The following is a 14615-nucleotide window of genomic DNA, read 5'->3' as shown; positions in this document are numbered from 1 at the left end:
TAATAAAAAAGTAATATTTTTAGAAGAATAAACTCTACACCCACCGTCATACCGAGCCTGTCGAGGTATAACCATACGCAAAACAAAATGGGCAATGGGGTCATTCTTCGACAAGCTCAGAATGACGGGAAATTCGACAAGCTCAGAATGACGAGAGAAAGGTTGGACTCGACCAAAAAAGAAGTTTTGCAAAGGTCTCACAACACAATTTTAACGAGCATCAGTAAGATTGCTTCTCCCGATTTCTCGGGACCAAAACACCATGCCAACTCTTCATTTGCAATAACGGGAAAGGATAGCAATGACAAAAAAGAGTTTTGCAAAGGTCTTAGTTTATATTATTTAACCTTACAAAATAAATCGTTCAACAAAATGTAAATAACTATTTATTGCTTTTGATCTTGATTAATTTCATTTATGAGCAAATCAATAGCTTCGTTGAGTGAAATATTTTTAGCAACAACCTCTCCTTTTTTATAAAGCATTACCTTATTATTACCTGCTCCTAATAATCCATAATCGGCATCCTGCATTTCGCCAGGGCCATTTACTATACAACCCATTACAGCAATTTTTAATCCCTTATATGCTTGGGTTGCTTTTTTAACTTCACGAGCAACGGTTTCAATGTCAAATTGGGTTCTACTGCATGAAGGGCAAGATATATATTCATTACCAGTTCGCCGAACACCTGTAATCTGAAGCATGGCTTTTATCATTTGTTCTGCTTGTTCTTTTTCTTTTTCGTTGCATTTAACAACAATGCCCTCTACTAAGCCTTCGGCAAATAAATTGCCACATATAACAGAAAATCGTGTCAACTGAGACGAAACTCCTATATTTGCATTGAAAACTAAATAAATAGGTTTATTTGTATTAATGTACTCATATACTTTTCGCCGAACGTCAAAAACAGTGTCTTCCAAACATACATCTATTCTGATAACCTTGTCAGAGCTTTGAAAAATCAATTCCCAATCTTGTGGCAACTGTTCTTTTTCGGTAATCACTAAAAACGGAGCTAAATTTTTTCCTCCAATAAAAGATAAAACAGATGCTGTGTTTCTTTTTTTATAAAAAAAAGGATGATGGATCCAATTATTAGAAATCTTAACATTTGGATGAATAGCAGATACCTGATTAACCACTTCTTTTGCAACAGGAATTTCTTTTTCTGGGGCTTCGGTTAAAGAGACTCTAACAGTATCGCCAATTCCATCACATAACAAGCTACCAATACCAATAGCCGACTTCACTCTTCCTTCTATGTCTAAACCGGCTTCGGTAACGCCCACATGAATAGGATAATGCCAGTCGCGTTTTGCCATCTCTTCAATAAACATCCTATTGGCATACAAGGTATTATGTATATCGCTTGCTTTTAGCGATATAATTAATTGATGAAAACTTTCGAGCCTACAAATTTCAATAAATTCAATAGCCGATTGCACCATTGCCATAGGTGTGTTACCATATTGATTAACCATTCGCCACGATAGAGAAGCAAAATTAATCCCTATTCGAATAGCAGTACCATTTGCTTTACAGATATTTAACAATGGCTTTAAACGTTGATGTATCTCTTCTTTTTCTTTTTGTACTTCTTGGGGAGTATAGATTTTTGCCTGAGCCGATTTGGAACGATTAACATAATTTCCAGGATTGATACGCACCTTTTCAACAAAAGGTGCTATAGATTCGGCTAATCGTGGATTAAAGTGTATATCTGCAATAATAGGGATAGTAATTCCTTGTTTTAAAAGCTTTGATTTTATTGATTTTAGCGATTCTACATCTGCTTCGTTTGGTACTGATACTCTAACGAGATCAGCACCCGCCTGAAATATATTTACTATTTGTTGCAAGGTAGCTTCTATGTTACGCGTATCTGTATTCGTCATGGTTTGAATGCGAATCGGATTATTTTTTCCTATACCTATATTACCAACTCGCACTTCGTTTGTAGGAAAACGATGATAATCGGTAAAAGATAAAAATAGTGGATTCATTTTAAAAATGAGTTAATAATGTTCGCTGTCTCTAATGGTTGCTCAAACATTCCCATATGTCCACTTTGGTTTAATAAATGCTTTGTTACTACTGGATTATTAGTTTTAAAATTTTCAGCTAACTCAAAATTAAATAATTGATCGTACCGTCCATATATCCATAATACTGGGAAAGTTGTTTGATGTAGTAAAGAGCTGTTATCAGAACGGTTTGCCATGGCTTGCAAACATGCAATCATTCCTTCAGTTGAAGTATTTTCTGCCATTTTTTGGCTTAGCGCAAAACAATGCTTATCGTGAAAATGTGGTGCATATAATTTAGGAATAAATTGCTGTAACAAAAGTAATTTTTTACCAGCTTTAATAATTTCGATTTCTTGTAAACGAGCTTTTCGTTTTTCGTCGCTATCGGCAAAGGGATGTGAATGTAGTAATATTAGACGGTCTAACATGTTAGAATACTTGTTAGCAAGAGCAAGCGAGACATATCCTCCCATAGAATGAGCAATAAAGCTGGCTTTAGTTATATTAATTTTTTGTAAAGTAGAAAACACCTCATCGGCCATCGCTTCAATGGAAGGCATTGGTGTAATGGAATTCTGACCGCAATTAGGTAAATCGAGGCATATGCAGGTATAATTGCTAAAATATTTTAAAAAATCTTGCCAAAGTTCTTTATTTTCCAGATAGCCATGTAAAAAAATCAAAGGCTTTCCTTTTCCTTGTATGGTATAAGCAAGCATAATATTTATTTTGAAATACAAATACCATTAACGGTTTGTTCAACTTCTTCGGGTGCAATAGGTATTCTTTTCTTACCTAACAAACGACATCCTGTTTCAGTAATAAGCAAATCATCTTCGAGTCGAATACCACCAAAGCCTTTATATGTTTCAACTTTTTCGTAATTTATAAAAGCTTCAAATTTACGTTCAGATTTCCACAAGTCAATAAGGGCAGGAATAAAATATATGCCAGGTTCGTCGGTAATTACAAATCCGGTCTGTAATTTTTTTGCTAATCGCAGATAAGCCAATCCAAATTGCTGGCTTCGTTCAATGGTTTCGTCGTAACCTACATAAGCTTCGCCGATGTCTTCCATATCGTGAACATCGAGTCCCATCATATGCCCTAATCCGTGTGGAAAAAACAATGCGTGGGCACCAGCCTCTACCGCTTCGTCGGTATTTCCTTTCATAAGCCCCAATGCTTTGAGACCTTCGGTAATTTCTTTAGCTGCAGCTATATGAATATCGCGATAATAAACACCCGGCTTGCAAAGTGAAATTACTTTATTATTCGCTTTCAGCACAATTTCATATATTTCACGTTGTTGTTGCAAAAATTTTCCACCCACAGGAATCGTACGGGTATGGTCGGTAGCGTAACCTAAATTTGACTCAAAACCGGCATCGCACAGAAGTAAATCGCCCTTATGTAAAATATTGTTGTGATGATGATTGTGTAATATTTCACCGTGTTTTGATAATATTACCGGGAACGAGACTCTTGCTCCATATTGTAATGCAATCCCTTCGATGGCTCCTGCAATTTTTTGTTCATGCATACCTTCTTGTGCCATTTGCATAGCTGTAACATGCATTTCGTAGCCATATGCCATTATTTCGTCGAGGTGTGCAATTTCGTCAGCATCTTTTACAGACCTAAGTAAAGCAATGGCCTTGCATAACTCTGGTGAAGATTTTTCTTTTATCTGATTCAATGGAATTTGCAATACTTCGGATAAAAATATTTTATTGGCATTACGATAGGGTGGTGTATAATGAATTTTTCTGTTATTTTTTAAAGCATTAGATAAATCGTTGGCAAGTAATTTATATGGTTTTACTTTGGTTATACCCGCTTGAGATGCTAATTCTTCCATTGAAGGTAAATGTCCCATCCAAATAACATCTTCTATATCGATATTATCGCCATAAAGAATCGTTTCATTTTGTTCTACATCAATAATTGCAGCAATATTAGGAATATTAATTCCAATAAAATATAGAAATGAACTATCTTGGCGAAAAGCATAAGTATTAGCCGGATAATTTAACGACACTTCTTTATTGCCTAAAAGAACGATTAAACCTTGTTTTACTAAAGATATAAGTTTTTGGCGACGTTCAATGTATTTACTTTTTTCAAACATATTTTAATATATTTAACGTTAATTTAACATAAAGTTTATACTTTTACAGCACAGCACAAATGTACTAATTTTATTTATGAAGTTTGAATTATATACTGCTAAAAAAATCTCATTTGCAATAGCTATAACATCTTTAATTTTAGCGAGTATTACAGTTGTTCTAATCCCTTCTACTATCAAATGGACATTCATTCTGCTTGTGCTAATATTCTTTTTTATCATAATTTGGTTGTCTTCTTATTTTTTAATTAAACAAATGATAACTAAAAAACTAACTCCACTTTATAGCATAATAGATAAACCTGAAAGTGAAGAATCTTATCAACAGTCGCTAGATATTTTGAACAAAGCCAACATAAAGGTTGCTCAATGGGTACTACAGCGAAATAAAGAAATAGACAAATTGCGACGTAACGAAAAATTTAGACGTGAATTTTTATCAAATGTTTCGCACGAACTTAAAACCCCATTGTTTTCAATTCAAGGTTATATTACTACCCTTTTAGATGGAGGCATTGACGATACTTCCATTAACAAAAAGTTTCTTGAAAAAGCCGAAAAAAACATTAACCGAATGATTGCTATTATTCAAGATTTAGAAACGATTTCGAACATAGAAAATGGAGAATTACAATTGCATTACGAAGATTTCGACATTGTTACATTAATTAACGAAATGTTTGAAATGCTCGAGCATAAAGCACAGAAACGAAATATTAAGTTTTTTTTAATAAATCAAGTTAAACCTTTTATGGTTCGAGCAGACCGTCAACGTATTGCCGATGTACTATATAATTTGCTACTTAACTCTATAAATTATGGGAAAGAAGGTGGTAAAACCAGTGTTTTCATTCACGAATTAGAACAAAAATTATTAATAGAAGTTTCTGATAACGGTATTGGCATAGAAGAACACTACATTCCACGGTTATTTGAACGATTTTTTAGAGTAGATAAAAGCAGAAGTCGCGATATAGGAGGAACCGGATTAGGTTTAGCAATAGTAAAGCATATTTTAGAAGCACATCAGCAACAAATATATGTTAAAAGCACCTATGGTGTTGGTTCTTCATTTAGTTTCACCTTAAATAAAGCCTTATGAGCGAAAAAATAAAAATTTTAGTTGTAGACGACGAACCCGATATTGTAGAAATGCTATCGTATAATTTAATACGCGAAGGTTATACTGTAATATCAGCATTTGACGGCGAAGAAGCGATTGAAAAAGCTCAAAAAGAAAAGCCGCAAGTTATTTTACTCGATATTATGATGCCCAAAATAGATGGCATGCAAGTTTGTGAACACTTACGAACTTTACCCGATTTTGCTATAAACAAATGCATCATCGTTTTTCTTACCGCACGAAGCGAAGATTATTCACAAATAGCAGGCTTAGAAGCTGGCGCCGATGATTATGTTACAAAACCAATTAAACCCAAAGTATTATTAGCTCGTATTCAAAGCTTACTTCGTCGATTTTCATTTGAACAACTCTCTGAAACACATAAATATATTTTTAATGATTTAATCATTGATATTGATAAACGATTAGTAATAACTCAAGGAAAAGAAATAAAATTAGCACGCAAAGAATTTGATTTGCTTGTTTTGTTAGCTTCAAAACCAGGACAAGTTATTACAAGAGAAACTATTTATAGCAGAATATGGGGAAACGATATCGTTGTCGGCGATCGTACTATTGATGTTCATATTCGCAAATTACGTGAAAAAGTAGGCGAAAAATATATTGATACCATTAAAGGTGTTGGATATAAATTTTTGGAATAAAATATTGGCCATTAAATTTAAATAACTTATTTTTTTAAAGCATTTACTTTTAATTTCATCATTTTTTGCATATATACTTTGATATAAGCAATAAACTTTTTTAGTTGTTTATTTCGATTTGGCTTATCTTTGCATTTTAATCATTTTACTATGGACGATAAATTTAACATCATTCGTATTGAACATCTTTTAAAAATTATTCTTAACGACTACAACGAACGCAAGGAAATATTTGGTATTCCCGAGGCTTTGTTTTTTAAACCATCTGTCAACGATAAATTCAGAATGTATCGATACGGACAAACGCTTGAAACACCTTTTGGCGTTGCTGCAGGACCACAAACACAACTTGCACAAAACATTATTAGTGCTTGGCTTTGCGGAGCCCGATACATCGAACTTAAAACCATTCAAACACTCGACGAACTCAACATTTCGAAACCTTGCATCGATATGCAAGACGAAGGCTACAACTGTGAATGGTCGCAAGAACTCAAAATAAAAGAATCGTACGAAGAATACCTCAAAGCATGGATTATTATTCATATTCTTAAACATAAATTCAATTGGGATAGCCGTGAGGACATAGGCACTATTTTCAATATGAGCGTAGGCTACAACCTCGAAGGCATATTAAAAGACAACGTACAATGGTTTCTAAAAAAAATGAGCAACTGCTCCGAAGAAAAACAACATTTTATTCAAGCTTTAGAACCTTTATATCCTGATATAAAAAAAATTAATATTCCATCGCAAATCTCTAACAATATTACACTTTCGACCATGCACGGTTGCCCACCCGATGAAATAGAAAAAATTGCTCATTATTTAATTGCTGATAAAAAACTTCATACTACTGTAAAACTTAACCCCACTCTATTAGGTTCCGATAAGCTTCGAGATATTTTAAATAATAAACTAGGATTTAAAACCTATGTCCCTGATATTGCATTTGAACACGACCTCAAATACGAGGATGCAGTGCCCATGATAAAAAACTTACAACAAGCAGCTATCCATAATGGAGTTCATTTTAGTATTAAACTTACTAATACCCTCGAAAGCATCAACCACAAAAACGTTTTCCCACCTAACGAAAAAATGATGTACATGAGTGGTAGAGCACTTCACCCCATCAGTATCAACCTTGCTAAAAAACTACAAAACGAATTTAACGGTCAACTCGACATTAGCTTTTCGGCAGGTGTCGATGCGTTTAATATTCACCATGTATTCAATTGTGGACTACGACCTATAACCGTAAGCTCTGATTTACTTAAACCCGGAGGTTATGGACGCATGGCACAATACATTGAAAGCCTACTAAACATAGACCTTACAGTAGATAACCTTGCTTATTTAAATCAATATGCTGATCGTGTTCTCAACGATGAATATTACAAAGACAACCCATTTCAAGAACCCAACATAAAAAATAATCTGCCCTTAGGCTATTTCGATTGTATTCACGCTCCTTGTATCGATGCTTGTGCTACCCATCAAGATATACCCTCGTACATGTATTATACAGCTAAAGGCGAATTTCAAAAAGCTTACGAAGTAATTTTAAAGAAAAATCCATTCCCAAATTCGCTGGGCATGGTTTGTAATCACGCATGCCAAACAAAATGCACTCGTATCAATTACGACAACGACTTGCTCATTCGCGAAATCAAGCGTTTTGTTTCAGACTTAGGAAATATTGAACCATTGTTAAAGCCACAAGCCAATAACGGGAAAAAAATTGCCATTATCGGGGCAGGACCATCAGGCTTATCGTGTGCATATTTTTTACGCCTTGCCGGATTTGAGGTTGATATATACGAGAAAGAAGAATCCGTTGGTGGAATGGTGGCTCATACAATACCAACTTTTAGGTTAAACCAAAATTCGTTCAAAAAAGATATAGAGCGAATTATCCAACTGGGCGTTCATATTCATTTTAACACATCGCTAACCAAAGATGATTTCGAAAAAATAAGACAAACTCACAACTATACTTATATTGCCGTAGGAGCTCAAAAATTCAAAAAAATGAATATCAAAGGCGAAGAAGCTGTGGGTGTATGCAATCCATTCGATTTTTTAAAACGAATCAAACAACAAGAATTATACAATATTGGCAGCCATGTTATTATTATAGGCGGTGGCAACACCGCCATGGACGTTGCACGTACTGCATATCGACTTGTTCCTGAAAATGGAAAAGTAACCGTTATTTACCGAAGAACCATTGCTGAAATGCCAGCCGAAGAAGAAGAAATTAAAGCACTACTTAGCGAAGGCATTGAAATTATGGAACTGACAACTCCGCTTGCTGTTCTTAGCAAAAACGACCGAGTAATGGGGCTTAAGTGCATCAAAATGAAATTAGGTAGCCCCGATTCGAGTGGACGACCAAAACCCGAACCTATTGAAGGTTCTGAATTTGAACTCAAAGCCGATTTAATCGTTCCTGCTTTAGGACAAGAGGTAGTGCTGGACTTTTTGCCCGATAATGATTTGAAAAAAGACCCTACATCCATCGAAACAAATTTAACCAATGTTTTTATAGGCGGCGATGCATTGCACAACGCCTCTACTTTTGTTCAAGCCGTTGGCGATGGCAGAAAAGTAGCTGAACATATTTTTAATAAAGAAAATATACACTTTTCGTTTGAACCGGAAAAAGAAGACAGAAATTTAACTTATAGCGACTACATCATAAAAAAAGCCAAACGCATTAAAGGGGAAAAACTGAACGAAACACCTATCAACGAACGCAAAAACTTTAAAGTCGTAATTGAATCGCTTACAAAAGAACAAGCTATTAACGAAGCTCGTCGATGCTTGCTTTGCGATGATGTTTGCAGTGTTTGTACCACCGTATGCCCCAATAGAGCTAATTACACTTACTTTACCGAGCCAAAAACCATTCCCATCTATAAAATTTCTAACAACGAGAATAACATCATTACCCAGACTATTGGAACGCTTGATATAAAACAAAAATATCAGGTACTTAACATTGGTGATTTTTGCAACGAATGTGGCAATTGTACTACGTTTTGCCCCACAAATGGGAAACCATACAAAGACAAACCCAAATTTTACCTCACACCCGAAAGTTTTCAAAAAGCTGAAAGGGGTTTTATGCTTAGCAAAGAAGACCAAACCTTATGGTATATCGAAAAAGGCAATAAATCGAGCTTACAAAAAGACAACGACTTATTCTTTTTCAATAACGAGCTAATAAAAGCCACGATAGATGCCCATACCTACGAATTCAAATTTATAGAATTTAAAAAAGCTTCTATTACAGAATTTAACTCAACCATTATTGCCGAAATGATAGCACTCATCGATGCCGGCAAAAACCTATATTAAAATATTGACTAACTTAACAGAATAACTTGTAACTTTGTGTAATTTTTAAAGACGAAAAACATGATTAAAGTAGAAAACAAAATTGTAAATCCCGAAGCTCGCAAGAGAGCTATCGAACGTTTTCGCGAAAAAAACATTATTCTTCCAACTTTCGCACAAATGAAGAATCCCGATTTAATTCCCGAAAAAATAAAAAACCGTTTAAAAGATGTCGGATTATGGGATTTGAACCCCATCAATTTATTTAGAATTAACTGGCACAACGAGCCTAAAGAAAAAGGTGGATTATTTGGAAAAGTAAACTATATAGAACTTCCCAAATCGTTGACAGGTGTTGATGCTCGCATTGTTTTACTTATTGGAAAATGGTTTCCCACAGGTGCCCACAAAGTTGGTGCTGCATATGGTTGCCTTGCTCCGAGAATTGTAACCGGAGAGTTTGACCCTACTTACCATAAAGCTGTATGGCCCTCAACCGGTAACTATTGTCGTGGTGGTGCTTTCGACTCCTATCTCATGGGTTGTACAGCAGTTGCCATTCTTCCACAAGAAATGAGCAAAGAACGCTTCGATTGGCTTAGAGAAATTGGTGCAGAAGTCATTGCTACCCCAGGTTGTGAATCGAACGTTAAAGAAATTTACGACGAATGCTGGAATATTCGCCGCAATAAAAAAGATCATATTATTTTCAACCAATTCGACGAATTTGGAAACGCTGCATGGCACTACAACATTACGGGTGCTGCTATGCAAGAAGTTTACAATGAAATTAAAACCGATAAAAGTAATTTTGCAGGTTTTGCTTCAGCAACCGGTTCAGCCGGGACTATTGCAGCTGGCGACTACCTCCGCACACAATATCCTCATATTAAAGTGGCTGCCTCCGAAGCACTACAATGCCCTACTCTCTTAATGAATGGCTTTGGAGGACATAGAATTGAAGGTATTGGCGACAAACATGTACCTTGGATTCATAATGTTAAAAATACCAATGCAGTTGTTGCCATCGATGATGAAGATTGTATGCGCATTCTTCGTTTATTTAACGAAAAAGATGGTATTGAATATTTAATCAATCAGGGTATTCCTAAAGATATTGCTCAGAACCTTCATTTATTAGGTATTTCTGGCATATCAAACATGCTCACGGCTATTAAAATGGCTAAATACTACGAAATGACATCAGACGATGTTATCATGACCGTAGCTACTGACTCTGCAGACATGTATCAGTCACGCCTTTTAGAATTAAGAGCTGAACGCGGAAATTATAATCCATTGCAAGCAGCAAAAGACCATGAAAAATGTATGTTAGGAGCAAAAACAGATTACATGCGTGAACTAACCTATCAAGACCAAAAGATGATCCATAATCTTAAATATTTTACTTGGGTTGAACAGCAAGCCAAAGAAATTGAAGACTTGAATCAACTCTGGTACGATAGAGAAATATGGCGCCAGCTTTTCAACCAAACTGAAGCCTTGGACAAACTGATCGAAGAATTCAACAAAGAAACAGGAGTTTTTGATAAATTATAACAAAAAAAAATGAGGCTGTCATTTTCTTAGACAGCCTCATTTTTAATAATATATTTTTTAAATCCTTATATCAAGCTATTCGACTTTTTAGGCTTAAATGGCAAATAGCGAAGTGATAATTCTGTGCCACCACGTCCGTTTGAGGCTTTAGTAAGTGATGACAAGTTAAAGTCGAGGCCTTTGAAAAATTATTATTTTTTTTATTTATTGTTGAATAATTGAAGTAATATTCAAAAAAGAGGTGTTTTTTGTCAAAAAATGCATTTTTGACACATAAAATTGCATGTATTTTTACCTTTTTAGTCCTTATTTTATGCTTTAGTTCGCACATGAGCACACTTCTTCCATCTAAATAATCGATTCTGCAAATTTTAAATTATAGGCAATGGCTTTTAATACTTGTTCTGTATGAACTTTTGCCATGCCTTTATAACGAGCTATACTACCAAAGGTTCGTTCTATTAAATAACAATGACGACTTATATAAGCTGCGAAAAATATCTTATTTCCTGATTTTTCTAATTTCATAACGCTAAAACAAGCATTATTTCTGGAATTTAAATAAAGATATCAATAAGTTATTAACATTCATATATTTACATATTAATAGCCTTGTAAAGGACTCATATTAGTTTATTTTAGCTTTAATTAATTTAAATCGCATTATTTCATTATTTGTTTCAATTTCTAAAATATATAAACCTTCATTTAATAAAGAAACATCTACACTATAATTAGAATTCATTATATAAGCATATTCTTTAGAACCAACATCTAATAATCGAATATGTTCTTTTCCATTTAATCCTTTTATAAATATTTTATCACTGACAGGATTTGGATAAACCTGGTAATTATTATCGTTGACAGAATTAATATTATCACACATATCATAATGTAATACGATATCATCACTTGCAACACAACCATTAGAATCTACAACAGTTACTGTATAAGTATAAATACCAGCTACTGAATTATTGATATTAATACTATTACTAGTTTGATTAGTACTCCATAAATATGAATTATAATTGCTGTCTACCGATAAATTTACTAGACTATTTACACAATAATACACAGAATCGGGAAAAGGAATAATGTTTACAACAGGTGGACTTAGAATATTAACAGTAATTGTGTCTGTATAATAACAATGCTCATTTGAAACAGTAGCCCAAACAGTATTTGTACCAATATTATGTAATAATATACTATCAGTTGTATCACTTGTTGACCACATATAACTATTTCCATTAGCATTTATTGTCAATTCAAAGAGAGAACATACTGTAGTATCATTGCCCAAGGAGAAAAACGGTTTAGGATATACCATAACATTTAAATATAAAATACTATCACAGCCCGTCATTGAACTGGCAATGGTATCAATATAATTACCGGGCAAATAAATAATTTGTTGCCCCCAATAAAAAGTATCATTTTGACAAATACTGGTTGTATCAAATGATTGTAATATAGGACATTCATAATACTCATAGCAACCAATATCAAAAGCATTACCCAAAGGTCTCAAGATACCTTCTATATCGTTTAAAGGCGCAAAAGTAGAAGATCCCGTATTTCGTAACGAGCTTGTAGCTGTTAAATGAAAATCGAAATTAGCAGGATCTAAAAATAAGGCATTATATTCAGAAACATCAGCCAAATAATTAGTTTCTGCAAAATAACTATCTGAAATAAGTGTAAAATTAGGTGCAGCATTATTTATTATTATATTATCAACAGACGGATAATGTGGTTGACTTGTAGGACGTAAACTATCAATCCACAATTTTGGAATGTATGCATTACTAGCTACAGCATCAATAATAGTATTATTAATAAATTTACAATTTAATGCACCACATAATGTAATACCATGATAAGAATCTACAACAATTAGATTATTTGTTATTACCCAGTCTTTATGAAAGCCTTCATTAAATCCGGTTATACCTTGTAAATCAGAAATAAATGAATGAGGGCTAACCGGATCAAATTGTATAATAGCATTCCCTTCAATAATAATATTTTTCATGGTATCTTTAACTAATGCTTGTATGCCATCTCTATGATAACTAGCATTTGTAGCGTATGAATTGCGGATGTTATTATTTAAAATACGTATGCTATTCCCCTGGTGCCTAATTCCATCTTCTGAAAAATTAATAATATAATTATTAGAAATTTCAGAAGAATCGGATAGGCTCTGAATACCATAACGAATATTTCTAAGTATATTGTTTTTAAAGTTAATCTTTCTCGCCGGATAACGACAAATCATTCCACCTCTTTCAAAAGCATTCCAATCATTTGCTGTCCAGTTTATTACCTCATCAACTGTATACACTTCGCATGCATCAAATGTAATGTCCCAACAAGGGCCTAACCAATTATGCGATTGAACCTCAACTAAAAAAGGCGTATTGCTTGAAACGGTATCAACTTGACCTGAAAAGGACTGGCTTACTCGTATTCCCTTAAATATCCAATTAGATGAAGCTACTATTTTAATGCTTAAAAATTCAACCGAAGCATTTTGATAGGGCATAATTACTATCGGAAGTTGATTATAATAATTAGAAATAACTAGATGACCTTGGTTACCACTTAAACAATAAATAGTATCGCCTCCGCTAATGGGTGCAGATGAATTTATTATAACTTGACTAGCATAATATGAATAAGGGAATGATGCCGGTTTATAAGATTTAATTTTATTATTAACAATCAAATCGTTAATGGTTGTCCATGGACTGTTAATACTGCCATTATTTGACATACTTCCATTAATAGGATCAACATACCACGAGGTGCCCCATAACCTGTTTAATGCGATAATTATAAAGGTAAATATAACGACTATTTTTCTCATAAAGTTATTTATTGATCAGTTTATCAAGTTTCTCTAAAATCTCTTTGTTTTGCTTTTTTAAGATTTCATTTTCTTGCATTAATTCTTGTACTGCCTTTGTTAATACCGGTATCATTTCTACATAGTTCAAATGTTTATATCCATTTACATTTTCGCCTACCAATTGTGGAAATACCTTCTCAAATTCTTGAGCTATAAAGCCATAATGATATTGACCTTTTAAACCCGACTCTTCGAGCGTATCAACATACTGATAACTTACTGGACGTACCTGAGCTATTCTTTCTAATGCGGAAAAAGACAGATTCTGAATATCTTTTTTATAACGCATATCAGAACGTGTAACATATGAACTTGCCTGAATGGATGCACAATTAATATCCCAAGTAGAAAGCCCGCCACCCCAACCACCAGGCCAATCGGTTTGGTAACTATTGTTATTCGTAGCTAAAATAATTGAGGTTTGGGAAGAAGAACCTATCACGTGTAAACGAGCCTGCGGCGTATTAGTAGAAATACCAACATTACCAATGGGGCTAAGCACTAATACTTCTCCTATATATCCTGGGGAACCTGATTCAATAGGGAAAAAACTGAGTAATCCATTTTCAGTAACCCTTGCTCTATATTCAAGATCGCCACCTGTACCTCCCCTCCAAATCATCCTTGCTCCTTCAATATTATTATTATTTAATATAACATTCCCATTAACTTCCAAGGCTTCAGATGGATCGGTTGTACCTATACCCACTCTTGAATTAGATGTTGCACCATTTACACCATTTATCCCTCCTAATATGACTGTATTTGCCGTATTGGCATAAGCACGATAACCTATGGCTACTGCATTATTAGCATCAACCAAAGCTCTTGAACCTAA

At 34.2% G+C, this 14615-nt stretch carries 10 protein-coding genes; 4 read left to right on the top strand and 6 right to left on the bottom strand.

The genetic code is table 11. From position 1 onward, the window contains the following. Window positions 1-386: 386 nt before the first annotated feature. From ispG to HPY79_11195, 3 genes are read right to left on the bottom strand one after another with little or no spacing between them, the layout of a single operon-like run. Complete coding sequence (gene ispG / locus HPY79_11205; protein NSW46370.1) at window positions 387-2009, bottom strand: (E)-4-hydroxy-3-methylbut-2-enyl-diphosphate synthase; 1623 nt, start codon at window positions 2007-2009, stop codon at window positions 387-389. Then, a complete protein-coding gene (locus HPY79_11200) occupies window positions 2006-2752 on the bottom strand; it encodes an alpha/beta hydrolase (GenBank protein NSW46369.1) in 747 nt (248 codons plus the stop codon). Before HPY79_11200 ends, ispG begins: the two co-directional genes overlap by 4 nt. A gap of 5 nt (window positions 2753-2757) precedes the next feature. Next, complete coding sequence (locus HPY79_11195; GenBank protein NSW46368.1) at window positions 2758-4164, bottom strand: aminopeptidase P N-terminal domain-containing protein; 1407 nt, start codon at window positions 4162-4164, stop codon at window positions 2758-2760. Window positions 4165-4420: 256 nt separating this feature from the next. Here HPY79_11195 and HPY79_11190 point away from each other — a divergent pair, with 256 nt between their 5' ends. The 4 genes from HPY79_11190 (at window position 4421) to HPY79_11175 (ending at window position 10857) form a co-directional block, all read left to right on the top strand. Further along, on the top strand, window positions 4421-5266 hold the full coding sequence (locus HPY79_11190; protein ID NSW46367.1) for a sensor histidine kinase: 846 nt from the start codon (window positions 4421-4423) through the stop codon (window positions 5264-5266). Beyond that, window positions 5263-5952, top strand: a complete 690-nt coding sequence (locus tag HPY79_11185) for a response regulator transcription factor (protein ID NSW46366.1) — start codon at window positions 5263-5265, stop codon at window positions 5950-5952. Before HPY79_11190 ends, HPY79_11185 begins: the two co-directional genes overlap by 4 nt. A 150-nt stretch (window positions 5953-6102) precedes the next feature. Then, window positions 6103-9318: a putative selenate reductase subunit YgfK gene (gene ygfK / locus HPY79_11180; protein NSW46365.1), complete on the top strand. Its 3216-nt coding sequence runs from the start codon at window positions 6103-6105 to the stop codon at window positions 9316-9318. Window positions 9319-9378: 60 nt separating this feature from the next. Beyond that, the gene (locus HPY79_11175) at window positions 9379-10857 is read left to right on the top strand and encodes a pyridoxal-phosphate dependent enzyme (protein ID NSW46364.1); all 1479 of its coding nucleotides are present in this window, start codon (window positions 9379-9381) and stop codon (window positions 10855-10857) included. 348 nt (window positions 10858-11205) lie between these two features. On the opposite strand, the gene HPY79_11170 is transcribed toward HPY79_11175, so the two are convergent. The 3 genes from HPY79_11170 to HPY79_11160 all read right to left on the bottom strand — a co-directional run. Continuing rightward, entirely contained in the window at window positions 11206-11385 is a 180-nt protein-coding gene (locus tag HPY79_11170; GenBank protein NSW46363.1) for a hypothetical protein, read from the bottom strand. Between the two features lie 100 nt (window positions 11386-11485). Beyond that, a complete protein-coding gene (locus tag HPY79_11165; GenBank protein ID NSW46362.1) occupies window positions 11486-13735 on the bottom strand; it encodes a T9SS type A sorting domain-containing protein in 2250 nt (749 codons plus the stop codon). Between the two features lie 4 nt (window positions 13736-13739). After that, the coding region (locus tag HPY79_11160) for a tail fiber domain-containing protein (protein ID NSW46361.1) at window positions 13740-14615 on the bottom strand (876 nt) is incomplete at its 5' end.

It is taken from the genome of Bacteroidales bacterium (genome assembly GCA_013314715.1).
GTDB lineage: Bacteria > Bacteroidota > Bacteroidia > Bacteroidales > GWA2-32-17 > Ch61.
Note: the sequence above shows the minus strand (reverse complement) of the source record. Positions and strands in the feature narration are given on the sequence as shown.